22 protein-coding genes are annotated in these 25,290 nt (G+C 55.1%); 9 read left to right on the forward strand and 13 right to left on the reverse strand.

Translation table 11 applies throughout. The features are described from left to right. Window positions 1–113: 113 nt before the first annotated feature. A complete protein-coding gene (locus tag BQ7483_RS12455) occupies window positions 114–2,144 on the reverse strand; it encodes a tetratricopeptide repeat-containing sensor histidine kinase (RefSeq protein WP_407657215.1) in 2,031 nt (676 codons plus the stop codon). Window positions 2,145–2,428: 284 nt separating this feature from the next. On the opposite strand from BQ7483_RS12455, the gene BQ7483_RS12460 reads away from it, so the two are divergent. From BQ7483_RS12460 to glmM, 9 genes are all read left to right on the forward strand, one after another. After that, window positions 2,429–2,992: an L-threonylcarbamoyladenylate synthase gene (locus tag BQ7483_RS12460; protein ID WP_022021649.1), complete on the forward strand. Its 564-nt coding sequence runs from the start codon at window positions 2,429–2,431 to the stop codon at window positions 2,990–2,992. A gap of 5 nt (window positions 2,993–2,997) precedes the next feature. Beyond that, a complete protein-coding gene (locus BQ7483_RS12465; protein WP_072546103.1) occupies window positions 2,998–4,788 on the forward strand; it encodes a chloride channel protein in 1,791 nt (596 codons plus the stop codon). 37 nt (window positions 4,789–4,825) lie between these two features. Further along, entirely contained in the window at window positions 4,826–5,794 is a 969-nt protein-coding gene (fmt, locus tag BQ7483_RS12470) for a methionyl-tRNA formyltransferase (protein WP_072546247.1), read from the forward strand. A gap of 30 nt (window positions 5,795–5,824) precedes the next feature. Further along, on the forward strand, window positions 5,825–6,475 hold the full coding sequence (gene rpe / locus BQ7483_RS12475; RefSeq protein ID WP_022021652.1) for a ribulose-phosphate 3-epimerase: 651 nt from the start codon (window positions 5,825–5,827) through the stop codon (window positions 6,473–6,475). Between the two features lie 12 nt (window positions 6,476–6,487). Then, a complete protein-coding gene (locus tag BQ7483_RS12480; protein ID WP_235847358.1) occupies window positions 6,488–8,578 on the forward strand; it encodes a ComEC/Rec2 family competence protein in 2,091 nt (696 codons plus the stop codon). A gap of 109 nt (window positions 8,579–8,687) precedes the next feature. Beyond that, window positions 8,688–9,920 (forward strand): Cof-type HAD-IIB family hydrolase, encoded by a 1,233-nt coding sequence (locus BQ7483_RS12485; RefSeq protein ID WP_072546104.1) that lies wholly within the window; start codon window positions 8,688–8,690, stop codon window positions 9,918–9,920. A gap of 114 nt (window positions 9,921–10,034) precedes the next feature. Continuing rightward, a complete protein-coding gene (locus BQ7483_RS12490) occupies window positions 10,035–11,072 on the forward strand; it encodes a DHH family phosphoesterase (protein WP_072546105.1) in 1,038 nt (345 codons plus the stop codon). Between the two features lie 108 nt (window positions 11,073–11,180). Beyond that, complete coding sequence (locus tag BQ7483_RS12495) at window positions 11,181–11,792, forward strand: BamK family beta-barrel-assembly machinery protein (RefSeq protein WP_072546106.1); 612 nt, start codon at window positions 11,181–11,183, stop codon at window positions 11,790–11,792. A 41-nt stretch (window positions 11,793–11,833) separates the two neighbouring features. Next, window positions 11,834–13,222 carry a phosphoglucosamine mutase gene (glmM, locus tag BQ7483_RS12500; RefSeq protein WP_072546107.1) on the forward strand — a complete coding sequence of 463 codons (1,389 nt, stop codon included), beginning with the start codon at window positions 11,834–11,836 and terminating at the stop codon, window positions 13,220–13,222. Window positions 13,223–13,288: 66 nt separating this feature from the next. On the opposite strand, the gene BQ7483_RS12505 is transcribed toward glmM, so the two are convergent. The 12 genes from BQ7483_RS12505 to BQ7483_RS12560 all read right to left on the reverse strand — a co-directional run bounded on the left by BQ7483_RS12505 (window position 13,289) and on the right by BQ7483_RS12560 (window position 25,047). Further along, complete coding sequence (locus tag BQ7483_RS12505) at window positions 13,289–13,804, reverse strand: NUDIX hydrolase (RefSeq protein WP_072546108.1); 516 nt, start codon at window positions 13,802–13,804, stop codon at window positions 13,289–13,291. A 6-nt stretch (window positions 13,805–13,810) separates the two neighbouring features. Further along, window positions 13,811–14,185 carry a HepT-like ribonuclease domain-containing protein gene (locus BQ7483_RS12510; RefSeq protein WP_022021659.1) on the reverse strand — a complete coding sequence of 125 codons (375 nt, stop codon included), beginning with the start codon at window positions 14,183–14,185 and terminating at the stop codon, window positions 13,811–13,813. Beyond that, complete coding sequence (locus BQ7483_RS12515; protein WP_022021660.1) at window positions 14,178–14,471, reverse strand: nucleotidyltransferase family protein; 294 nt, start codon at window positions 14,469–14,471, stop codon at window positions 14,178–14,180. The genes BQ7483_RS12510 and BQ7483_RS12515 overlap by 8 nt, the downstream gene beginning before the upstream one ends. 78 nt (window positions 14,472–14,549) lie before the next feature. Further along, entirely contained in the window at window positions 14,550–15,773 is a 1,224-nt protein-coding gene (locus BQ7483_RS12520; protein ID WP_072546110.1) for an S-adenosylmethionine:tRNA ribosyltransferase-isomerase, read from the reverse strand. Window positions 15,774–15,859: 86 nt separating this feature from the next. Continuing rightward, the gene (locus BQ7483_RS12525) at window positions 15,860–18,445 is read right to left on the reverse strand and encodes a hypothetical protein (RefSeq protein WP_072546111.1); all 2,586 of its coding nucleotides are present in this window, start codon (window positions 18,443–18,445) and stop codon (window positions 15,860–15,862) included. Window positions 18,446–18,458: 13 nt separating this feature from the next. Next, complete coding sequence (locus BQ7483_RS12530) at window positions 18,459–19,760, reverse strand: TlpA family protein disulfide reductase (RefSeq protein WP_235847359.1); 1,302 nt, start codon at window positions 19,758–19,760, stop codon at window positions 18,459–18,461. 398 nt (window positions 19,761–20,158) lie between these two features. After that, a complete protein-coding gene (folE, locus tag BQ7483_RS12535) occupies window positions 20,159–20,755 on the reverse strand; it encodes a GTP cyclohydrolase I FolE (protein WP_072546113.1) in 597 nt (198 codons plus the stop codon). Window positions 20,756–20,831: 76 nt separating this feature from the next. Further along, window positions 20,832–21,287 (reverse strand): SPOR domain-containing protein, encoded by a 456-nt coding sequence (locus BQ7483_RS12540; RefSeq protein WP_072546114.1) that lies wholly within the window; start codon window positions 21,285–21,287, stop codon window positions 20,832–20,834. A gap of 122 nt (window positions 21,288–21,409) precedes the next feature. Further along, window positions 21,410–22,165 carry a triose-phosphate isomerase gene (tpiA, locus tag BQ7483_RS12545; RefSeq protein WP_072546115.1) on the reverse strand — a complete coding sequence of 252 codons (756 nt, stop codon included), beginning with the start codon at window positions 22,163–22,165 and terminating at the stop codon, window positions 21,410–21,412. A gap of 43 nt (window positions 22,166–22,208) precedes the next feature. Then, complete coding sequence (locus BQ7483_RS12550; RefSeq protein WP_083535729.1) at window positions 22,209–23,543, reverse strand: BT_3928 family protein; 1,335 nt, start codon at window positions 23,541–23,543, stop codon at window positions 22,209–22,211. Continuing rightward, entirely contained in the window at window positions 23,533–24,075 is a 543-nt protein-coding gene (locus BQ7483_RS12555) for a DUF1599 domain-containing protein (RefSeq protein ID WP_022021668.1), read from the reverse strand. The genes BQ7483_RS12550 and BQ7483_RS12555 overlap by 11 nt, the downstream gene beginning before the upstream one ends. A gap of 108 nt (window positions 24,076–24,183) precedes the next feature. Then, window positions 24,184–25,047, reverse strand: a complete 864-nt coding sequence (locus BQ7483_RS12560) for a M23 family metallopeptidase (protein ID WP_072546117.1) — start codon at window positions 25,045–25,047, stop codon at window positions 24,184–24,186. Window positions 25,048–25,290: the final 243 nt, after the last annotated feature.

Here is a 25,290-nt window from a genome sequence, read left to right on the forward strand (position 1 = left end):
GAATATAAGAATTTTATTACGGATAAACAAAATTTAAAACACCGGCTTCGTACTATCCGTCAAAAATCCTATATTATTCTATCAAAAAACAGGATTATCCTTACATTCTTTTTTTACAGGCGATAATCATAATCCGGCGGCAAGAGGAACGAGACCCGACAGCCCACACTGCCATCCGGCAAATTTACATTGTGCACCGACACATCGATTTCCTGACGATTCTTGGCATTCAATATCTGGATGGTCTGCATGATGACCTTCATGCCCGTACCCGTTCCCCGATTCCGACTGCTGAGACGATAGCCTCCGCCATTATCGGTGATACGGATAGCCACACCGCCCGACGGATGGCGGTCAATGTCTATCCAGAGGTTACGGTCACCGTCCTTCCCGCTCAGGGCATGCTTCACGGCATTCTCTACCGGTATCTGGATGAGCATGGAAGGCAGCAGCACCTGCGAAGGAGACACGTCATCGGCCACTCGGATGGTCGGATGGAACAAAGCTCCCAACGAGCGGCGTTCCAGTTCAATGTAGGTTTTCACGAAATCAAGCTCCTCTTCCAGGGTTACACACACCTGTTCTGCCAATTCCAAATTACGCCTCATCAACTTGACCAGTGAAGCCAGTTCCGTCTTTTCCGCCTCCTGCTTGCGCGACAGCATCTCCTGGTTCAGTACATTGAAAATGAAGTGTGGAGACAGACGGTTACGGATATTTTCCAACCTCAGCGACGACACCATGCGCCGGTTCTCGGCCTGCATCAGTGCCCTTTTCTTTTTATTGTACAGATAAAGGAAAACCGCCAGCAGCAGGCAGACAACGGCTACCATGGCCACAATCAATTGTGTCTGACGAAGCTGCAACACCTGGTTCTCGGCCTCACGTATCATGATCCGATGGCTCAACAGCGTAGAATCCTGCTGATAGCGCAGAGCCAAGTCGGCCGTATGCATACGCACCCGTTCGCTACGGATGGAGTCGTCCAAGCGCAGGTTGTTCTTCTGGTAAAGGTATGCCTGGCGGAAGTCGCCCGTTTCTTCGTAATATTGCTGCAGATAACGGTTGCGGATATGTACCATGTCCGGATCGATGTCGGCAGGCGTCACTCCATGCGCCAGCACCTCGTATGCACGCGGGAAGTCCTTTCGTAGCAAAGCCATTTCGACGGTCTGCGTATCGAGATAGTAAAGAGCGGTCGTATGGCCGATGCGTTCGAAGAAGGGACGGCATTCGTTCATGTACCGGGCCGCAGAATCGGGCATCGCCAGTTGCAGGAAACAATCGCTCAAATTCAGACGCCCCAGGTTCAGCTCGAAAATCATGTCGGGATAGCTTCCAGCCAGATGGATGAGTTTTCGGAAGTAAGTCATGGCTGTCCGGTTGTCTCCCCGATAATAATATGAGGTACCCCGGTTGTTCAGATAGATGTATTTTTCATACGGAAGCATGTGGTCATACTCCTTACCTGCCAGATTATAGTAATGGTCACACTGGTCAAAATCACGCAAAGCCACATAGACCTGGGCCAGACCATAGTAGATGGGAGTACGCCGCTCCGAAGGCAACTGCAAGGAGTCGCAGAGCAATAAAGCCCTTCTGTACCACATGGCTCCCTCGTCCAGACGCCCCAAACGGTTGCAGGCGTCGGCCAGATTCATCAGGATATCCGGGACCCCGTCGGTACGCGTTCCTTTCATCCGCCATTCGTAAGCCTGCTGGAAAGCCAGCTTGGCCGAGTCCATATAACCTGTCCGCCCCCAAAGATTACCCTTCATGTTCAGGCATTCCGACTTCAAGTCGGCCAAAGCAGGCGAGAAAGGCCGATGTGCCACAAAATCGTCTATTTTGCGGGCCACCAGCCAGGCCGAATCCATCTGCGATGTCATCAGATAGGTCTTCAGTGTCAGCGACAGATAGTCATACTTCACCAGGCTGTCGTGTGCCTCTTCCATCCGCTTCAGAGCTTCGGACCTCATCCAGCGGGGAGCTGTCGAAATGGAGTCGGCATGTCGGGCAAAGAACTGCTCGAAGGCTTCCAACTCCGACTGGCTGTTCCCTCTGTCCTGCTGTGTACACGAAAGGAAGCCTATCGCAACCAGCAGCCAGCAGAAATAAAATATCGTTCTCAACCGCCTTTTCATATTTTGTTTTATCAAGTGCTCTTGTCAAAAAACTATTGCAAAAGTAACCCTTTTCCAACAATAACGGCAAAAAGGAAAGAATAATCTTATACCTGTAACCTGTAAAAACTCATCCGGATAGCAACGAAAACCCATAAACAGAAGATTGGGACGTTGCCAAGATAAGAAGAATCCGCCAAACGGCCAAATGTCCACGCCAAAACCAAAAAAGCAGGGACGGACTTCCTTTAATGGAATAAAATGCCTACTTTTGCGTAAGAATCACTTTAAACGGACTTTACAAGATGAACGAAGAGATAAAGAAAGCCTGCCAGGTGATGCGCGAGGGCGGAGTGATACTCTACCCCACGGACACCATCTGGGGCATCGGATGCGACGCCACCAACGAGGAGGCCGTGCGCCGCGTGTACGAAATCAAGCACAGGGCCGACAGCAAGGCCATGCTGGTGCTGGTCGATTCGGCCGTCAAGGTAGACTTCTACGTACAGGATGTACCCGAAGTGGCCTGGGACCTCATCGAACTGGCCGACAAGCCGCTGACCATCATCTACTCGGGCGCCCGCAACCTGGCCCCCAACCTCCTGGCCGAAGACGGTAGCGTGGGCATCCGCGTCACAGGTGAGGAATTCTCCAAGCGCCTGTGCCAGCAGTTCCGCAAGGCCATCGTTTCTACGTCAGCCAATGTCAGCGGACAGCCTTCGCCACAGAACTTCAGTGAAATCAGCGAAGAAATCAAGTCGGCCGTTGACTATATCGTAGACTACCGCCGCGAAGAGACCGGCAAAGCCAAACCGTCGAGCATCATCAAGTTGGACAAAGGCGGTGTCATAAAAATCATCAGACAATAAAAAGCATGAAGGGAGAACGGAAAAATCTGCTGCAGCGGCTCCTCGTCTGGCGCGAGAAGAACATCAAGGAAAAACGGTTCATCCTGATACTCAGCTTCCTGGTTGGTATCTTCACGGCCCTGGCCGCCCTGATACTGAAGATGCTGATACACTGGATACAGACCTTCCTGACGGAAAACTTCAACACGACCGAGGCCAACTACCTGTACCTGGTCTACCCCGTAGTGGGTATTTTCCTGGCCGGGCTGTTTGTCCGCTATGTGGTGAAGGACGATATCAGCCACGGAGTCACCAAGATTCTGTATGCCATCTCGCGCCGTCAGGGACGTATCAAGCGGCACAACACGTGGTCGTCCATCATCGCCAGCTCCATCACCATCGGATTCGGCGGTTCGGTAGGAGCCGAGGCCCCCATCGTGCTGACCGGCTCGGCCATCGGTTCCAACCTGGGCAGTATCTTCAAGATGGAGCACCGCACACTGATGCTGCTCGTGGGCTGTGGCGCGGCAGGTGCGGTGGCCGGCATCTTCAAGGCGCCCATCGCCGGACTGGTCTTCACGCTGGAAGTGCTGATGATAGACCTCACCATGTCGTCGCTGCTCCCCCTGCTGATATCGGCCGTGACGGCCGCCACGGTGTCCTACGTCGTGACGGGACAGGAGGCCATGTTCCAGTTCCACCTGGACCAGCCCTTCGAACTGAGTCGCATTCCCTACGTCATCATGCTGGGCATCTTCTGCGGACTCATTTCACTGTACTTCACCCGTGCCATGAACTCGGTGGAAGGCGTTTTCGGCCGGCTCAAGAAGCCTTATAAGAAACTGATGGTGGGCGGTGCCATGCTGAGCATCCTCATCTTTCTCTTCCCTCCGCTTTACGGCGAAGGCTACGACACCATCGAACTGCTGCTCAACGGCACGACCAATGCCGAATGGGACACGGTGATGAACAACTCCTTCTTCTACGGTCACGGCGACCTGCTGCTCGTCTACCTGATGCTCATCATCCTCTTCAAGGTATTTGCCTCGAGCGCCACCAACGGCGGCGGCGGTTGCGGCGGTATCTTCGCCCCCTCACTTTATCTGGGCTGTATCGCAGGCTTCGTCTTCTCCCACTTCAGCAACGAGTTCGACGTGACGGCCTACCTGCCCGAGAAGAACTTCGCTCTGATGGGCATGGCAGGCGTGATGAGCGGCGTGATGCACGCCCCGCTGACAGGTGTCTTCCTCATCGCCGAACTCACGGGTGGCTACGACCTGTTCCTGCCGCTGATGATTGTATCTGTCAGCGCATACCTCACCATCATCGTCTTCGAGCCCCACAGCATCTACTCCATGCGTCTGGCCAAGAAGGGCGAACTGCTGACCCACCACAAGGACAAGGCCGTACTGACCCTGATGAAGGTGGAGAACGTAGTGGAGAAAGACTTTGTCGTGGTCCATCCCGAAATGGACTTGGGTGAAATGGTGCGGGCCATCTCGAAGTCGAAACGCAACATCTTCCCCGTCACCGACCAGGAAGGCAAGCTGTTGGGCATTGTCCGGCTGGACGACATCCGCAACATCATGTTCCGCCAGGAACTGTACCACCGCTTCACAGTGAGCAAGTTCATGACCTCAGCCCCCGGCCGCCTCTACGACACGGACAACATGGAGCAGGTGATGCAGACCTTCGACGACACCCAGGCCTGGAATCTGCCCGTCGTCGACCAGGAAGGCAAGTACCTGGGCTTCGTCTCGAAATCGAAGATATTCAATTCGTACCGCGAGGTACTGGTACACTTCTCGGACGAGTGACCACTGAAGAGATATTCCCAAACGATAAATGAACAACATGAAGAAAGAAGACTTGAGAATCGTATATATGGGCACGCCCGACTTTGCCGTGGAGGCCCTGCGCTGCCTCGTGGAAGGTGGCTACAACGTGGTGGGCGTCATCACCATGCCCGACAAACCGGCCGGACGCGGACACAAGCTGCAATACTCGCCCGTCAAGCAGTATGCGCTGGAACACAACCTGCCCCTGCTCCAGCCCGAGAAACTGAAGAACGAGGAGTTTCTGGACGCCCTGCGTGCCTGGCAGGCCGACCTGCAGATTGTCGTGGCCTTCCGCATGCTGCCCGAAGTGGTGTGGAACATGCCCCGCCTGGGCACCTTCAACCTGCACGCCTCCCTGCTGCCCCAATACCGCGGAGCTGCGCCCATCAACTGGGCCGTCATCAACGGCGAGACGGAGACGGGCATCACCACCTTCTTCCTGAAGCATGAGATTGATACGGGCGAGGTCATCCAGCAGGTACGCGTCCCCATTGCCGACACGGACGACGTGGGCATCGTCCACGACAAACTGATGATGCTGGGCGGCAAGCTGGTAACCGAAACCGTGGACGCCATTCTGGACGGCAGCATCCACAGCATCCCGCAAGAGGAGATGGGCGTGACGGGCGAACTGAAACCGGCTCCCAAAATTTTCAAGGAAACGTGCCGCATCGACTGGAACCAGCCCGTGAAGCGCATCTACGACTTCGTGCGCGGCCTCTCACCCTACCCCTCGGCCTGGACCGAGCTGGTACAGCCCGACGGAACGACGGTGGTACTGAAAGTGTTCGACACAGAAAAGATTTCCCAGGCGCATAACCTGAAGCCGGGCACCCTGCTGACCGACGGCAAGACCTACCTGCGCGTGGCTGCAGCCGACGGCCTCATCGGCATCCGCTCCCTGCAACTGCCGGGCAAGAAGCGGCTGAAGACCGACGAACTGCTCCGCGGCTTCCACCTGGACGAGACTTTCAACGTACAATAATACAGCATTCAAAACGTATATAAACAGCCTATGAAACCCATTATATCCCCTTCCATCCTGTCTGCCAATTTCAGTAACCTGGCCCATGACATCGAGATGCTGAACCGCAGCGAAGCCGACTGGCTGCACATCGACATCATGGACGGTGTCTTTGTGCCCAACATTTCGTTCGGTTTCCCCGTCCTGAAACATGTGGCCAAGCTGGCACAGAAACCGCTCGACGTACACCTGATGATTGTGCAGCCCGAAAAGTTCATCCCCGAAATCAAGGCGCTGGGCACGGAAATCATGAACGTGCACTACGAGACCTGCCCCCACCTGCACCGCGTGGTGCAGCAGATACGCGAAGCGGGCATGAAACCGGCCGTCACCATCAACCCGGCCACCCCCGTCCTGCTGCTGCAGGACATTGTCCGCGAAGTGGACATGGTGCTCGTCATGGGCGTCAACCCCGGCTTCGGCGGGCAGAAGTTCATCGAGAATACCGTGGAGAAGGTGCGCCAGCTGCGCGAACTCATTGCCCGTACCGGCTCGAAAGCCCTGATTGAAGTGGACGGCGGTGTCAACCTTGAGACCGGTGCCCGGCTGATGGAAGCCGGTGCCGATGCCCTCGTGGCGGGTAATGCCGTTTTCTCGGCCCCCAATCCCGAAGAGGTCATCCACGCCTTGAAGAATCTGTAAATCTTCCACCAGTTGTTTCTCCAGGGACTACAACAGCATCCCTTTCTGAGGCTTCTGCTGCCGCTGGCCGCAGGAATCGTGTGCGGAGACGCACTTCTGCACGCCTTACCGACGGGGCTGCTCCTGAGTCTGGCCGCCCTGGCTGCAGGCATGCTTGTCATCAGCCACTGGCTGAGCCGCCAACGCCTGTTCGGTGTTTCCCTGCATGCCTTGCTGGCCATCACCGGCTGCCTGCTGCTGCAACGCCAGCTGGCGCAGGCCGACTTTCCCTTTACCGGAAAGGCGGGCTTCTACAAGGTCGTCATCCACAGCCAGCCGGAAGCCAAGGCGCGCAGCCTGCTCTGCCCCTCCCTCGTGCTGGAATGCGGAAAGAACGACACCGTCCTCACACCTGCCGCGTCCAACAAGCAGTTCCTGCTCTACCTGCCGCCCGACTCCGCCGCCCGCTCCCTGCAGCGGGGAGACATTCTGTGGATACACGCCCGTCTGGCACCGCCCGCCAACCAAGGGCTCCCCGATGAGTTCGACTACGCCCGCTTCCTGCGCCTGCGGGGGGTATGCGGCACGGCCTACGTGCCTGCCGGCCAATGGCAGAAAGCCGGACACGACTTCACCCGCACCCTGCGCCAACGGGCTGCCGACCGCCAGGCCCGCATCGTGGAGCAATACCGCCGCCAGGGCTTCGAAGGCGACGAACTGGCCATCCTCTCCGCCCTGACCGTAGGCGACAAGGACGACCTGAGCGAAGACATCGTCGAGACATACTCCGTGACGGGAGCCAGCCACGTGCTGGCCCTGTCGGGCTTGCACATCGGTTTCCTCTATGCCCTGTTCTGGTTCCTGGCCGCCCCGCTGTGGAAGCGCTGGCGCCTGCTGAAACTTCCCCTGCTGCTATTGCTCGTGGTCCTGCTGTGGGGCTTTGCCTTCCTGACGGGACTCTCGCCTTCGGTAGTCCGCTCCGTCACCATGTTCAGCATCCTGGCCTTGTCCTACCTGCAGGTCGAAAAGCCACTGACGGCCAACACCGTGGCGGCCACCGCCTTCCTGATGCTGCTCGTCCGCCCCACCTGGCTGTTCAACGTCGGCTTCCAGTTGTCATTCTGTGCGGTAGCGGCCATCCTGTTGTTCTATCCCCGCCTGAACAGCCTGTACCGGGGAAAGAACCGGTTCATCGGCAAGGTGTGGAGCCTGATGAGTGTCTCCATAGCCGCCCAGCTGGGTACCGCTCCGCTGGTGGCGCACTACTTCGCACGCTTCTCCACCCATTTTCTGCTCACCAACCTGTGGGTCATCCCGATGGTCTCCATCATCCTCTATGCCGCCGTGGCCTGGCTGGCACTCAGTCCCTTCGCAACCTTACAGGCGGCCCTCACTCCCTGCATCGAGAAACTGATTCAGGGACAGAACTACGTCCTGCAACGGATCGAGCAACTGCCCTTTGCCTCCATCGACCACCTCTGGCTGGACACTGCCGAAGTCCTCCTCATCTATGCCACCCTGCTCACCGCCTGCCGGTACCTGCGCCGACGGACGGCGGGCCACGCCTACACCCTGCTTTTCACCCTATTGATATGGGCTGGCTACCATACACTGAACATCACAACCAGCAGACCCTCCCAAAGCATCGCTTTCTACAACGTAAAAGATACTCCTGCCGTCCATTGCCTGACCGGCGGGAAGCATTCGTGGCTGGTCTGTGCCGACAGCCTTCCCCGCACGGAATGGCTCCAACGCTCGCTGGCCCCCCACTGGAACCACCAGCGCCTGCTTCCCCCGCAGGTGGTGACAGGACGCTACCAGGCTGACGGCCTCAGCCTGCACGACAACATCGTGACCTACGCCGGCAGCCGCATCTGCCTGCTGAACGACAACCGCTGGCGCGACCGCCGCTCGCCCCGTCCCCTGCCCGTGGACTACCTCTACCTGTCGCGCGGCTATCAGGGCGGCATCCACGAACTCACCTCCCTCTTCCGCATCGGTACCGTCATCGTCGACGGCTCTCTGTCGTCCTACTACCGACAGCGCATCGCCGACGACTGCCTCCGGCTGGACATTCCCTGCCGCTATCTGGAGAAGGAAGGAATCATCCGCATCCCGCTCTGACAAGGCCAACGAGCGGAAGGCCTTCTGCTACATTGACATTTTTTAATGTAAAGAACTCGGAAAAGTCGGACAATTGGGTTATCTTTGAAGAACATCAAACTTTACGGATATGAAATACAAGCTTTTGGTTCTCGATGTAGACGGAACTCTGCTCAATGAAGAGAAAGTCATCAGCAAACGTACCCTTTCCGCCCTGCTGAAAGTACAGCAGACGGGCGTGCGCATCGCACTGGCTTCTGGGCGCCCCACCTATGGGCTGCTCCCCATCGCCAAGTCACTGGAACTGGGGCTATACGGAGGTTTCATCCTGTCCTATAACGGCTCCCAGATCATCAATGCCAAGAACGGCGAAATCCTGTTCGAACGGCGTATCAATCCCGAAATGATACCTTATATCGAAAAGAAGGCTGTCAAGAACAATTTTGCTCTGTTCACCTATCACGACGACACGCTTCTGACCAACAGCCCCGACAACGTGCATGTCCAGGAGGAAGCGGCACTGAACAACCTGAAAATCATTACGGAAGAAGAGTTCTCCACCGCCATCGACTTCGCCCCCTGCAAATGCATGCTGGTGAGCGACGACGAAGAGGCGCTCACCGGCCTGGAGATCCACTGGAAGAAACGGCTCGACGGTGTGCTCGACGTCTTCCGCTCGGAGCCCTATTTCCTGGAAGTGGTGCCCTGTTCGGTAGACAAGGCCAACACGCTGGCTGTCCTGCTGGAATACCTGGGCATCCAGCGCGACGAAGTCATGGCCATCGGCGACGGCGTATGCGACGTGACCATGATCCAAATGGCCGGCACGGGCGTGGCAATGGGCAACTCGGTGGAATCGGTCAAGATCTGTGCCGACTATACAACAGACACCAACGCCAACGACGGCGTGGCCCAAGCGGTAGAGAAACTCATCCTGACCGAGATACGCGCCACCAAGATTCCACTCGACCAGCTGAACGCGCAGGCCGAACATGCCCTGATGGGCAACCTGGGCATCCAGTACACCTACGTCTCGCAGGACCGGGTGGAAGCCACTATGCCAGTGGACCACCGCACCCGCCAGCCTTTCGGCATCCTGCACGGCGGAGCCACCCTGGCCCTGGCCGAAACCGTAGCCGGACTGGGTTCGATGATACTCTGCCAACCCGACGAGTTTGTCGTGGGCATGCAGGTGAGCGGCAATCACATTTCCTCGGCCCACGAGGGCGACACGGTGCGTGCCGTAGGCACCATTGTCCACAAGGGACGCTCGTCGCACGTGTGGAACGTCGACGTGTTCACCTCGACCAACAAGCTGGTGTCGTCGGTACGCGTAGTCAACAGCGTCCTAAAGAAACGCTGATCCGACCAGCCACGCACGGCCTTCCCAAATAAAACCATCCGCTCCTTCGCTCGGAAACAAACTTTTTCGTACTTTTGCCGTCGCATTATTCACTTAAAAGACAAAAAGGTACACATGTTAAGCAAAGTTATCGCCCAAGCCAACATTGACCACTTCGCCAAATGGCTGGACCGCGCGGAGCGGATGGTTATCGTCACACACGTAAGCCCGGACGGCGACGCCATCGGGTCCTCCCTGGGATTGTGGCATTTCCTCAACTCACAGGACAAGACGGCCAATATCATTGTGCCCAACGCCTTCCCCGACTTCCTGAAATGGATGCCGGGCAACAAGGACATCCTGCAATACGACCGCTACAAGGAGTTTGCCAACCAGCTCATCGTCGAAGCCGACGTCATCTGCTGCCTCGACTTCAACGCCCTGAGCCGCATCGACGCCATGGCCGAAGCTGTCAGGAACTCGTCTGCACGCAAGATTCTGATTGACCATCACCTCCACCCCGAAGACTTCTGCAGCATCGTCATCTCCCATCCCGAGATATCGTCCACGTCGGAACTCATCTTCCGCCTGATCTGCCGCATGGGATACTTCAGCGACATCACCAAGGAAGCGGCCGAATGCATCTACACCGGCATGATGACCGACACGGGCGGATTTACCTACAACTCCAACAACCGCGAAATCTACTTCATCATCAGCGAACTGCTCTCCAAGGGCATCGACAAGGACGCCATCTACCGCAAGGTGTTCAACACCTATTCGGAAAGCCGCCTGCGCCTGATGGGACATGTACTGACCCAGATGAAGGTCTATCCCGAATACCATGCCGCCCTGATATCACTTACCGGCAAGGAGCAGAAGCAGTTCAATTACATCCGGGGCGACAGCGAAGGATTTGTCAACATCCCGCTCAGCATCAAGAACGTCATCTTCTCCTGCTTCCTGCGTGAAGACACCGAGAAGCCGATGATCAAGGTATCCCTGCGCTCGGTGGGCAAGTTCCCCTGCAACCAGCTGGCAGCCGAATTCTTCGGCGGAGGCGGACATCTGAACGCCTCGGGTGGCGAATTCTATGGCACTATGGAAGAAGCCCGCCAGGTATTCGAACAGGCATTGGAGAAATACAAACCCCTGCTCAACGCCAAAGGATAAAAAGCCAAGAGTAAAGGTTAAAAGATACGAACTTTACTTCCGTATCTTTCAATATTCAAGGAAATCAGATACTTTTGCACGAAATTTCTATTAATTACTGATTGTCAGATGAAGAAACTCATATTATTCCTTTTTATATTGCTAAGCGCCAGCTTTGCCTTCCAGGCTTGCGACGACACAAAGACCTATGCCGAAATGTTGGAAGAAGAAGACGATGCCATCGCCGATTTCATCAACAAGGAAGGTATTAAGGTCATTAGCCAGACCGAATTCTTTGATAACGACTCTGTGACGGATGTCGAGAAGAACGAGTTTGTCCAATTGGCAAGTGGCGTATATATGCAGATTGTAGACAAAGGTTCGGACAATCCGGCCGATACCGTCAAAGACAATGAAGTTATATTGGTTCGCTTTATGGAATACAGTTTACTGGACAAGGATACCACCATAAGCAATCTATCACTTCCCTATTTGGTTGAAGAATTCCGATACACAGCAACCTCATCATCCATTGCAGGTATTTTCAGCCAAAATAGTAGCCTCATGTATTCATGGTATGGTTATACTGCAGTACCTGCCGGATGGCTGGTTCCTATGCCTTACATCCGCGACAGAGCTCATGTGCGTCTCATTGTCCCTTCTAAAATGGGACATCAGGCAGCCATGCAGAATGTCTATCCCTTTTATTATGACATAAAAAAATACCAATTTTACCGGTAAGGAATATTCAACTAACCCTTTAAAATTATAAATTATAACCTATGACTCTAATCAAATCTATCTCTGGAATCCGCGGAACCATTGGCGGCAGCACAGGCGAGGGACTCAATCCGCTCGACATCGTGAAATTCACTTCTGCGTATGCAACCCTGATCCGCAAAACGTGTACCGTAAAAAGCAACAAGATTGTAGTGGGCCGCGACGCCCGCCTCTCCGGCGAAATGGTGAAGAACGTAGTGGTAGGTACCCTGATGGGTATGGGATGGGACGTGGTTGACATCGACCTGGCCTCCACACCGACTACCGAACTGGCCGTCACCATGGAAGGTGCCAGCGGCGGTATCATCCTCACCGCTTCGCACAACCCCAAGCAGTGGAATGCCCTGAAGCTGCTGAACGAAAAAGGCGAGTTCCTGAACAAGGAAGAAGGCAACGAAGTGCTGCGCATCGCTGAAGCCGAAGCCTTCGAATACGCCGAAGTAGATAAGCTGGGTACTTACCGCAAGGACCTGACCTACAATCAAAAGCATATCGACAGCGTTCTGGCGCTCGATCTCGTTGACGTAGAAGCCATCCGCAAGGCCGACTTCCACGTAGCCATCGACTGCGTGAACTCCGTGGGCGGCATCATCCTGCCCCAGCTGTTCGAAGCACTGGGTGTGAAGCATGTAGAGAAGCTCTACTGCGAGCCCACCGGCAACTTCCAGCACAACCCCGAACCGCTGGAGAAGAACCTGGGCGACATCATGAACTTGATGAAGGCCGGCAAGAACGACGTGGCCTTCGTGGTTGATCCCGACGTAGACCGTCTGGCCATCATCTGCGAAGACGGACGCATGTACGGCGAAGAATATACGCTGGTCAGCGTGGCCGACTACATCCTGAAGCACACACCGGGCAGCACCGTGTCGAACCTGAGCTCTACCCGCGCCCTGCGCGACGTAACCCGCAAGTACGGACAACAATACTACGCTTCGGCTGTGGGCGAAGTGAACGTCACCACGAAGATGAAGGAAGTAGGTGCCGTTATCGGCGGTGAAGGCAACGGCGGTGTCATCTATCCGGCCAGCCACTACGGACGCGACGCTCTGGTAGGTATCGCCCTCTTCCTGAGCCACCTGGCACACGAAGGCAAGAAGGTGAGCGAACTGCGTGCCACCTATCCTGCTTATTTCATGGCCAAGAACCGTGTGGACCTGACGCCCGACACCGACGTGGACGCCATCCTGGCCAAGGTGAAGGAACTCTACAAGAACGAAGAGATCAACGACATCGACGGCGTGAAGATTGACTTCCCCGAGAAGTGGGTACACCTGCGCAAGAGCAACACGGAACCCATTATCCGCGTATATAGCGAAGCCCACACGCAGGAAGAAGCCGAAGAAATCGGCCAGCAGATCATGAAGGTGATTGCCGAACTGGCAAAATAAATTAAGAACTGATAATGAAGAATGAAGAATTGCCTTTCGAGGAATTCTTCATTCTTTTTTTATGTCTTATTCCTCATTTTTCATTAAAAGAACTTTCTCCACTTCCCCCTCGAAGTTGGGTGTGAAGATACCCTTGCCCAGATTGGCACGGATTTCCTCCACAGGCCAGAAGCAGCCGCCGTCCAGTTCGTCACTGGGACAGACCGGACCGTCGTACACCGTCTTGTAAGTAAAGACCAGTTCGCGCTCGCGAGCCGACTCGAAGACATAGTGTGTCACCCGTTCGGGAGTGAAGTCTGTTATGCCCAGTTCCTCGCGCACCTCGCGACGTAGAGCCTGTTCCACGCTCTCACCCAAGTCCACATGGCCGCCTACGGCTGTATCCCACTTGCCGGGCTGAATGTCCTTCCATTCGGGACGCTTTTGCAGATAGAGTTCGCCGCGCGAGTTGAACACATGCAGATGGACCACGGGATGCAGCAGCCTGCTGCCGTTGTGGCATTCGCCGCGCGTGGCGGCACCGATAATGTTTCCTTCCTCATCGACGAGGGGAAACATTTCCTGATTGTTGTCTTGGTTCATAAACAGTTATTCAGTAGAAAATTTCTGTATCAGCTCGATGATGACAGGCCGTATGGAGGGCAAGTCTTCTTTAATAGTAGAAAAGACTATCTCTTCGTCAATGTTCATATATTCGTGCGAAATAAGATTTCGCATGTCGTAAATGGCTCTCCAAGGGATGGTTTCATAACCGCTGAAAGGAGCTTCAGGTTCCTTCAGTAGTTTGCCGACCTGTTCTCCGATGGCTTGCAACCGCATAACACATGAGTCAAAAATCATCATGCCGCCGGGAGTAAGCAGAAACTCATCGGCACAATGAATGTCCTTGCAACGTTCTTCAATGATATCTATCGCTTCCAATATCTGTTGCAGACGGTCGTATATCGTATATTTCTTATACATAAACGATGTCATTTAAGATGTTATCCTTCAACAAAGGACGTAGGGAGTTTCTGAAGCGGACCAAATCCACGTTGCAGCCGAAAAGGGTTTTCAAGGCTTCTTTAAGCTCATACATCAGAGACAGGGAAGGCTTCTCCACTTCCACAACAATATCAATATCACTGTCTTCCGTATTCTCCTGACGGGCAACAGAACCAAATATACCGATATTGATAATGCCGAATTTCTGACCGGAGGTTTGCTTGAAACCCTTCAGTTTCTGTTTGCATTCTTCTAACTGTAACATATCCTAAAGCTTTTATGGATTGCACAATACAAATATAGGAATTTCTCCCTTTTATACAAACACTGGCCTGATATAATCTTACGGTATCAGCAGCGACGAGTCACCATAGCTCAGGAAGCGGAAGTCATGGGCCAGGGCATAGTCGTAGATAGTGCGCCAATCACCGTGTACAAAGGCCGATACGAGCAGCAGCAGCGTACTTTGCGGCTGGTGGAAGTTGGTCACCATTGCCCGGACGATGCGGTAGTCATAACCCGGAGCAATGATAATCTGCGTACTGGTGTGCAGGGCTTCCATGCCATGGCGGTCCAGATAGTCGCGGACAGCAGTCAGGGCGGCAACCGATGCAGGGGCCTCACCCTCCAGGTCGTAGGGCTGCCACTGACGGACGTGCAGTTCATCTTCTGTGGCGTCGGGGTTCCGCAGCAGGGTGACGCCGATGTGGTAGAGACTTTCGAGCGTGCGTACCGAGGTGGTACCTACGGCCACGGCCTGCCCGCCGTGGGCTATCAGCTTGTCAATCGTGCCGCGCGACACGGAGATGTATTCCGTGTGCATCTCGTGTCCCTCAATTTCCTCACTCTTCACGGGTTTGAAGGTACCGGCTCCCACGTGCAGCGTCAGTTCCTCCAGGTCCACACCCTTTGTCCGCAAAGCATCGAGCACGCGGGGCGTGAAGTGTAGGCCGGCGGTAGGTGCGGCCACGGATCCCTTTATCTTGGAATAGACCGTCTGATAGGTCGTCTTGTCGCTCTCCTGCGTCTCGCGGTTCAAGTAGGGCGGGATGGGCAACTCGCCGAACACTTCGAGGATATCGGCAAAGGTAACCTCGGGATTGTCCCAACGGAAATCCACCCAGTGACTGGTGCCACGGCACTCGCCCCGCTCGGCAGTCAGTGTCAACGGACGTCCCTTCACCGTCATCTCGCGGCGCAGGGGGCCTTCTTTCCATTTCTTCAGGTTGCCTATCATGCAGAGCCAGGCGGCATGCTCCGTCTGCTGGAAGTTCAGCGCATAGTCGTTCGGCTCGATGGGTTCCAGGCAGAACACCTCGATTAGTGCTCCCGTCTCCTTGCGGAAATGCAGGCGGGCCTGGATAACCTTCGTATTGTTGAACACCATCAGGCTGCCTGCCGGCAGATAGTCGGGCAGAGAAGTGAAGCGGTCTTCGGTCACCGCGCCGTGGCGGTAAACCAGCAATTTGGACTGGTCGCGTACGGGCAGTGGGAACTTGGCAATGCGTTCGTCGGGCAGCGGATAGTTGAATTCGCTGATACGGATATGTCTGGGGTCTTGTTTCATGATTAATGTATTTCTTTCGGATGCAAAGGTACGGATTATCGGGGAAAATGCCGCGCAGACGCCCCCGAAGTTTTCCTCCCTACCCCTCACCAGTCCAGGCTTCCTATGCGCCCGCCGTCATCCAGCACATGGACCGTAACGCGCGGACGGCGGCAACGGCTGTTGTTGAAAAGACGCACCGTGGCACGTCCCTGTCCGTCGGTCATCAGTTCCGGCTGCCAGTACAGTGTCCGGCGGTAATCTTCCTCACGGGGCAGTACCCGATAATCCGGCGAATAGAACTCTTTAACCTTGCTATAGCCCTCAAGCCACGTCTTGCGCACACCTTTCGCCCCCTTGGCAGGTATTTCTCCCTCCGGTTTCGTTTCAATCAATACGACACAACCATACAGTTTGTCGATGTTCATCGGCGTGAACCGCGGGTCAGCATAGCGGCACATGGTCATCACATCTTCGCTGACATAGATGGACTTGATGGACTCCAGCGTCAGACTACGATATTTGTTGAAGTCCATTTCCTCGTGGCGGGTACGCTCATAGTTGATGACAAACAGGGCAAACCGGCCTTTGTAGAACAAGTATTCCTCACCCGACGGACTATGCACACGAGAAAAAGCCGGATTCATATTGATCATCAGCTCGTGGATGTCGTCGCCCACAAAGCCGTTCCGGTCCTGAATGTCGTCTATCTCCGAGGCCACGTCGTAGTAGGCTATGGACTTGGTGCGGGCCTGATAGACATCGCTGGCCTTGTCGCGCTTGCGGGCTTTCACCTCCACCTCGTCCAGGTGGTGTATCTTCTCGTCGATGCCCAGGCGTCGCAACGAGTCTTCGTAGGCCTGAAGGAACAGATTGTAGTCTTCCTCCACCTGCACCGTATCGGCCGGTTCGTCGGCCGACGGCCCGACTTTCTGTTCCCCGCCGGGTACCCGTACCTGCATCTCGGCCAGCGGATACATGCGGGGCGCGGGAGCAAACACACGGTCCAGCACGATGCGGTGGTCTTTCTTCTTCCCTTTCTCAGTCACGGCCAGTATCAGGTTCCACTTCCCCTCTATCTGCGAAACGAAGGAGAAACGCCCTAGGCTGTCGGTGGTAAAGAGGCCGAAGGACTGCTGCCTGCCCGCCTCCGGGTCTTCGCCGGGACTGCTCAGGAAGGAAGACACTTCCACCCCGGCACGCGGTTTGCTGCGCACCATCGACACCACCGTGCCGTGCAGCTCGATGCCCTGCTCGGGCAGGTATTTCAGGTCGAAGGGGCGTACACCGGCCATGCTCTCCCAGTCGTACCTCCTCCAGCCCTGCACCATCAGCAGCTCGTCCAGCGCACGGCGGTGCGCCAGGTCATCGGATTCGAAATACCAGGCGGGACGGTGGACGTACCCCTTGATGTCCGACATCAGCAGCAGGTCGGTCAGCAGGCTGTGGCGGTTCTCCACCTCCTGCCAGCCGTCGCGCACTGAAACCGAGAGAGGCGCCTGCACGGGGCGACCTTCCGCATCCCGGACCTCAACGTCCAGACGGATGGAGTCGTAGGGCTGATAGGCAGCCTTGTCCAAACGGACCGCCACCGACAGGGTGTCGGGCTGTCCGGCAAAAATCAGGCGATCGGCCACCAGCCGGCCGGAAGGTTCGAACCACACGACCTGCGCCACGCCTACGGGCAGGTCCCGCTTGTCCAGCCCGAAACGGACGGGACGGCTACGGGTGACCGTCAGCATGCTGAAGTGGTAGAGCTGCCCTCCGCCGATGACTGCCATCCCCAGCACACTGCCTGGCGTGCGGGCGTTCTTCTGTACCGTCACCAGCAGGCTGTCCGGCGAGCTGAGGTTGTTCACCGAGCAGGCAAAGCCCTGCTCTCTGGCTTCCGGCAGGTCGAAACGGTATCGCTTTTCATTCCAGATGACTTCGGCCTGACTTTCTTCCTCACCAGCCGTATAGGTAAAGCTGCCTTTCCCTTCGTGACCCGTGGCAAAGGTAAGGCATTCGCGGCCCTCCTTGTCCACCACGCGCCCCGACACGTCCACCGGATTGCCATAGGCATCCGTCGCCTCGAAGGCCACACGCACCGGCACATCCTTCACCAGATAGCCGCCTTCGGGGTAGAAGCGGAGGTTCAGTTTCTTCTCCTTCCGCGGCCGCTTGCGTTCCTGCGGATACTTGCCTACCCGCGGACTGATTTCCTTTTCCACATAGTGGCCCGGCACCTCCGGCTTGTCGAAGACGGGGATGATGCGCGAAAAGACCGAAGCCTCATCGAAATTCAGCATGTATTTGGTATAGGCCCGCACCTCGTAGAAGCCGGAATAGAACGGTAGCTGCGTCAGGGCGAAGTGGCCGTGACAACGGCCGTTCCTGACAGGGAGAATCTGCTTGGACACAATCTCGCCTCCGGGGTTGAGCAGCTCCACATACAGCGTCTTGCTCCACTCCGTGGGACGGTTCAGTCCGGAGCCCACCACGTAGCACTGGAACCAGATGTCGTCGCCCTGATAATAGCTGGTGTTGTCGAGGTGCAGGGCCACCTTTTCCTGCGGCAGCGCCTTGCCGAACTGCTCCACGCGGCGGGCCAGCGCCGTCAGCGGCCCGGCTATGCTATCCGGAATCTGTGCCAACGCTGCCAGAGGGAAGAACCCCCACAGCAGCAGTCCCATTATCCCATACCTGTTCATCGTACAGTCTCCTTTACTTAGCCGCTTCCTGCAACTGTTCTTTCAGCTTGTCCCACTGCTCGGGCGAGGCGGCCGTGCTGAAACGGATGTTCCCCTGCTTGTCGAAGATGACGCAGCGCGGAATGCTCAGGGCCCCCTTATGGCCGAAGGTATCATAGATTTCCTGATGGAAGGCCTCCTGATCACGGACGTGTTCGCCTTTCAGATTGTAGTGCGCGGCCATCTTCCGCCACTTTTCATCGTCCTCCGGACGGTCGATGGAGAGGTAGAGCAACACCACATCGTTGGCCGCAGCATACTCCTGCAACGGACCGACGTGGGCAAACGACGCACGGCAGGGACCACACCACGTGGCCCAGATATCCATGAAGATGACTTTCCCTTTGTATAGGTCGGTCACGTCCTTAATCGTCTTGGCCGAGCTGACATCGGGGAAATGAATATCGGCAGGGATTGTTGTTTCGTTGAAGGCACGGTTCTTGGCCACGGCACGGTCCACCCACGGCATCCATCCGCTTTCGGGATAGAGGCGGCGGAACTCGTCGGCCAGCGGAAGCAGTTGCGGGTCATAACGCTGCTGCGACTCGTCTTCGAGGAAGAGCTGGGCCAGAGCAGCTTCCTGCGCCTTGCCCGTCAGCCGGTGCGTAAAATCGTAGAAAGCCAGCTGCACGCCTTTCTCCACTCCTTCCGGCTTCGGATCGCCCTTGGTATAGTAACGGATACCGGTATCATAACTTGCCGCGTCGTAGAACGAAAGGGAGAAAGGGCTGCCAGGATGATTGATGGAGCAGAAGGCCGTCATGCTGTCCAGCTGGGCCAGCCATTCCTGCTTCGTGGCCTCGGACGAGCGGAAGACAGTAGCCAGCACCTGGTTCTGGAAAGCCAGCAGCAACTGCATGCGTATGTCCTGACGGGCCTTGGCACGCAGGTCCTCGTCCACACCTTCCACCTCCTTGTCCAACGACAGGGCATAGTCCGTCAGCTTGCGGCATACCGATGTAGCCACGGTGTCGCGGGCAATCTGCCAACGGTCGCCTCTCCGTGCACGGATGGCGAACACATCCTCGTACAGCTGGTCCAGCAGTTCCGCCACACGGACCGTCTTGTCATCCTGCCCTTCGGTAATGGTCATCGGCTTTTCGGCCCATCCGTCCAATTCAATCCGCATCGTTCCTTCCTTGGCAAGAAGTGAACCCATGTTCTTCTTTCCATACAAATAGAACCGAACCCGTTCGTATTCTCCTCCGGGCAGCGTCAGCGTGAACGTGCTGTCCGCCTGCAACTTCAACGTATCAAACGTCTGCGAATTGAACATTCCGCCAACCGACCGCTGACAAACCAGAAGTGCCCCGTCCGCATGACGCACGGACCCTGTAATGTGAATCTCCGGACGGGAGGTGCAGGCTGCACACAATCCGCCCAAACATACTGCCCCAAGGGCAGCTTTCCAAACTTTTCTGCTGATGTATTTCATTGTTCCCAAGATATTAATTAAGCAGGCCGAACATGGCCCAGCCACAAAAGTAATGTTTTTTTACATTTAAGCAATTCTCATCCGATTAATTCAAGCATGATTGAGCCTCAACGGAAGCAATACTTACAGAATACATAAAACAAAGTCCATAATTAGCGGTCTAACTATGAACATTACAGTGCTAACTATGGACTTTACGTCGCCAACTATGGATATTGGTGAATGTATCTTTGTATGGACTACAAGGCGGTGGAGTGATGCTTGATGAGGTTCATGAACTCCTCGCGGGTCTTGGCCTGGTTGAAGGCACCGGTAAAGTCGGAAGTCGTGGTAATGGCATTCTGCTTCTCCACGCCCCGCATCTGCATGCACATGTGCTTGGCCTCGACCACCACCATCACGCCCAGCGGATTGAGCGTCTCCTGGATGCACTCCTTGATCTGGAGCGTCATGCGCTCCTGCACCTGCAGGCGGTGGGAGAAGATGTCGACCACACGGGCTATCTTGCTCAGACCGGTGATGTAGCCGTTGGGGATATAAGCCACGTGCGCCTTGCCGTAGAAGGGCAGCATGTGGTGCTCGCACAACGAGAAGAAATCGATGTCCTTCACAATCACCATCTGGCTGTATTCTTCCTTGAACTTGGCCGAACGGAGCACTTCGTGCGGGTCCATCGTATAGCCCTTGGTCAGGGTCAGCATGGCCTTGGCCACACGTTCGGGAGTCTTGAGCAGCCCTTCACGCCCGGGGTCCTCGCCCAGCAGGGTCAGGATGCGTGCATAGTGTTCTTTCAGTTCGTCCAACGCAGGAGAGGTGATGATTTCTTTTTCCAACATGATTTCTATAATAATGATTGACTGGTTTTACATAAACAGACGCTACCGGGACGACACGCAAGCCGTCCGCCAGGCGTCATAAGGGTATCTGAATCTGGTCGCGGACAATGGAAACTTCCTTGAACTCGCCGGTAGCCCGCAACTTGCGCATCATGGCATCGGCCTCCTCGACACTCCGATAGTCGCCCACGCGGCACAGCCACCGTGGAGGGGAAAAGAAGGAATAGACCGGCAGGTCGGGGAACAGCTCCTTGACAGACGCCGCTACCGAATGGGCCTCGTTCTTGGCCTGACGGGTATTGCTGCCTGCATACACCTGCACGCGGTATCCGGCGGCACGAAGGGTCTTGCGTTCGCCGGTAGACGACGGAACGGCTCCCCGTCCCAACAAAGCCTCAATACGTTCGTCCTGATGGATGGTCACCTTTCCCTGACCGGGAACGTTCCGTTCCAGACTCTTCACGATATTGTCCTGTGCCGCGGCAGACAGGAGGAAAGAAAGGCCGGCAAGCGCCAAAAGCAAACGTTTCATGTGATTCGGTATCTGAATGAATGGATTGAATGATAAAAAAGAGAAGAAGGAAGTGCCCCGCCGGCTGCATGGCCACCGGCGCAGCACTTCCCCAAACAGGTCGGCATGCCGACTCCTGTGTATTAATTAAAAGCGTCGATGATGCCCTTGAAGTCGGCAGCTTTCAATGCAGCGCCGCCAATCAGACCACCGTCAACATCGGGTTTTGCAAACAGTTCCTTGGCATTGGAGGGCTTGCAGCTGCCACCGTAGAGGATGGAGCAGTTGTCAGCGATTTCCTTGCCATACTTCTCGGCTACCTGCGAACGGATGAAAGCATGGATTTCTTCAGCCTGCTCGGGAGTGGCAGTCTTGCCGGTACCGATGGCCCAAACCGGTTCGTAAGCCAGAATAATCTTGGAAAAGTCCTCGGCAGACAGAGAGAATACGGAAGCCAGCTGTGCGGCAACCACTTCGTTCTGCTTACCGGCTTCGCGCTCTTCCAGTACCTCACCGATGCAGAAGATCGGAGTCAGACCGTGAGCCAGAGCCAGTTTCACCTTCTCTTCCAGGATTTCCACTGTCTCGTGATAGTAGGCACGACGCTCGGAGTGACCCAGGATGACATACTTGGCACCGGTAGAAGCAACCATAGCGGCCGAAACTTCACCTGTATAGGCACCCGATTCCTTGTCGGCGCAGTTTTCTGCACCTACACCGATCTTGGCGGGGTCAACCAACGGAGTAACCGATGCCAGGTGGATAAACGGCGTGCAGATGATTACATCACAGTTAGGCTTTTCGTCAGCCAACACTTCGTTCAATTCTTTTGCAAGAGCAATGCCCTCCTGGAGGGTCTTGTTCATTTTCCAGTTTCCTGCAACAATGTTTTTTCTCATTTTGTTTTTACATTAAGGGGTTAATACCACATATATTTCATTTTTACTTTTCTTCTTCTGTACGCTCCTCTATGAGGGCTTCTCCCTCAATCGGCACGAGCTTCATTTTCTCCCTCCGCCTGACAATCAGGATATCCAGGGCCAGAACCAGACAGAGCGGAACGACGAACCACAGCAAGATACGCCCCATGGTCTGCCACAGGCTGACCGTTTCCGGCTGTCCCAACGGAATCTTCTCCAGGGCATCGACCAACACATATTCATCGGGCAGATTGCCGTCACTCCACTTGTGCAGGATGGTGCCGTCCTTCAGGAGGAACATGCCCGGATTGGAGCGGATCATGGTCTTCAGCGCAATGTCGTCGGACAGGCAGAAGGGATATTCGGCTCCCGTACGGTCGGCCCACAACTGGATTGCGTCTTCTTCCGAAGAGGTCAAGGCATAAAAGCCGTAGCCATGCTCCACGCTGTAGTCATATATCTCGTTGATGAGGTCGATGTTGCTGTCGTCGGCCTCCTCGATGCGGTGTGCCACCAGCAGGAACGTATAGCCCTTGCGCGACAGAACGCTGTCCGTAATATCCTCGCCCGTCTCCAGGCTCTGCATCGAGAAGTCGTGGATGGGAGGTTCGTACCCCTTCTCCTTCAGCACCGTACGGGCTTCAACAAAGGTCCACGTACTGTCCGGATAGTTGTCCAGCGAAAACTCCCGTCGTTCTCCATTTTTCTCCAGGATGAAACGCGTATCGTAGACAGGCAGTTTCTCACCTCCGGGCACCTCCATCGCCTGCTTGATGTTCACTCCTATCCGGTAAGGACGGAAATCAATCACGGGCAGGTTGTGCTGGCAATAGACCGCCAAGGCAAAGACAAACAAAATGGTATACACCGAAAACACCCACTCCGTCTTACGGCTGATGAAGCGGACCACCTCCCTGTGCCAGCGAAACACCGACACAGCGGCCAGAAGCAGAACGACGTTCTTGCCGAACGTCTGCCAGTTGGTCAGCACCACCGCATCGCCGAAACAGCCGCAGTCCGACACCGGATCGGCAATGGCCAGATACAACGTCAGGGGAGTCATGAAGATCATCAGTAGCAATGCCAGCCAGGCGCTTACCGTCTTCCGGATGCCCAGAAACATGTACACGCCGACGCAAAATTCCACGGCCGCCAGCAGGATGCCCACAAAGAACAGCAAGGCAGAAGGGAACCAGCCGATGATGCCGAACGCCGTCAGGTAGTCCTGCAGCTTATAGAATGTGCCGAACGGATCGACAGCCTTGACAAAACCGGAAAAGATGAACGTACCTCCCAACAGGAAGCGGCAGACGTTCACCCACACCTTCTTGACCTTATGTATTCTTTCACTCTCCAAATTCAATCTTTATCAACCCGAAAACCGAGTAGTTTATCATATCCATATAATTGGCATCCACACCTTCGGACACCAGCGTCTGTCCGGCCAGGCTTTCTATCTGCTTGGTGCGGTAAATCTTCATCAGAATCAGGTCCGTGTACGAACTGATGCGCATGCTGCGCCAGGCCTCATCGTAATCATGGTTCTTGGCCAGCATCAATTCCAGCGAAGCCTTGGCATATTTGTCATACAAGGCCAAAGCCTCTTCGTTGGTAATATCAGCCTGCTCGGCATATCCCAGTTCCAGCTGGATGAGTCCCACAATACCGTAATTCACGATGGCTATGAATTCCGAACGGATACCTTCGTCCACCAGCGCCACCCCCTTGGTCTCGATGCTGCGGATGCGGTTGGCCTTGATGAACAGCTGGTCGGTCACCGAAGACGGACGCAGGATGCGCCACGCCGGCCCATAGTCGTGAAGTTTCTTCGCAAACAGGTCACGACAGAGGGCGATGACATGTTCGAATTGTTGTTTGGTATCTTTCATTTCCTTACAAATAGACTGCAAAGTTAGGAATAATTAAGGAATAAAGAAAAGAGGGCACTCTAAATTATATTAAAGCACCCTCCGACCTTATCAGATTGTTTACGTTTTTTACGAGCAGCGAAGCACCTGTCCGGGACGCAGTGTCGTTTTCTTTGAAATGCGGTTCAGCTGACACAGCTTCTGGACGGTCGTCCCTTGACGGGCCGCAATCTTCGACAGGGTATCACCCTTCTTGACCTTATAGAACAAGTTGCCTCCCGAAGACTTGCTTCCCGAGGCTTTCTTCGTCTTTTCAAATGTATAGGTATCGGCCACGATGTCCTGCTTCTCGAAGTCGAACATCTTGGCGGGGTCGAGCGCCACGCCCAGGAAGCGGGTCTCGAAATGCAGGTGCGAACCCGTGGAGCGTCCCGTATTTCCACCCAAGGCAATCGGTTCACCGGCCTTGACCAGCTGGTCTACATCTACCAGTTGCTTGGACAAGTGTCCATAAATGGTTTCCAGCCCGTTGTCGTGACGGATCACCACATACTTGCCATATCCCTTGCGCCGTCCTTCATTGGCCACGATACGCACACGGCCGTCAAAAGCGGCACGGATGGTATCGCCGATATAGACCTTGATGTCGAGACCGTAGTGGGCTCTGCGGCGACGCGGACGATAACCGAACACGTCTGTAATGCGTGTATGGTCGGTCGGCATGCAGAAACCGGTCAGGTCAATGGTATATTTGTCGGGGACAATGGCATCGCCGTATACATGAACGGACTTTGTATTCCAGGAGGGGTAAATATCGAAAGCAGGATACATGGACTGCTCCACGCGAATCTGCTTCTGCAATGCCAATGAGTCTACACTTTTCAGTTTTCTATCGATGGGTGCCTGGCGGGCAATGAGGTCCTGCGAGAAAGAATTCAGGCTCACCATTGCTGCGGCAGCACAAAAAATCAGTTTAATTCCACTTAAATTCATTCCGTATTCGTCCTTTGTCTTTTTAGTCGATATCCGCCCGAGTTTCGCGTCATCCGACCTCATCCGCACGAGTGAAATATCCGTTTTTCAAAAAATTCTCTCAAAGGTAGCATTTATATTTGAAAAGGTGTATCCCCCTTAAACATTTTTTTCTTTCGCAAACCGTACCACGCAGATACAGTGCTATAAAACAAGCTATATATCAGCAAGATACAATAAAACATGTTTTGCAACATATTCATC

It is taken from the genome of Mediterranea massiliensis (genome assembly GCF_900128475.1).
Taxonomy (GTDB): domain Bacteria; phylum Bacteroidota; class Bacteroidia; order Bacteroidales; family Bacteroidaceae; genus Bacteroides; species Bacteroides massiliensis_E.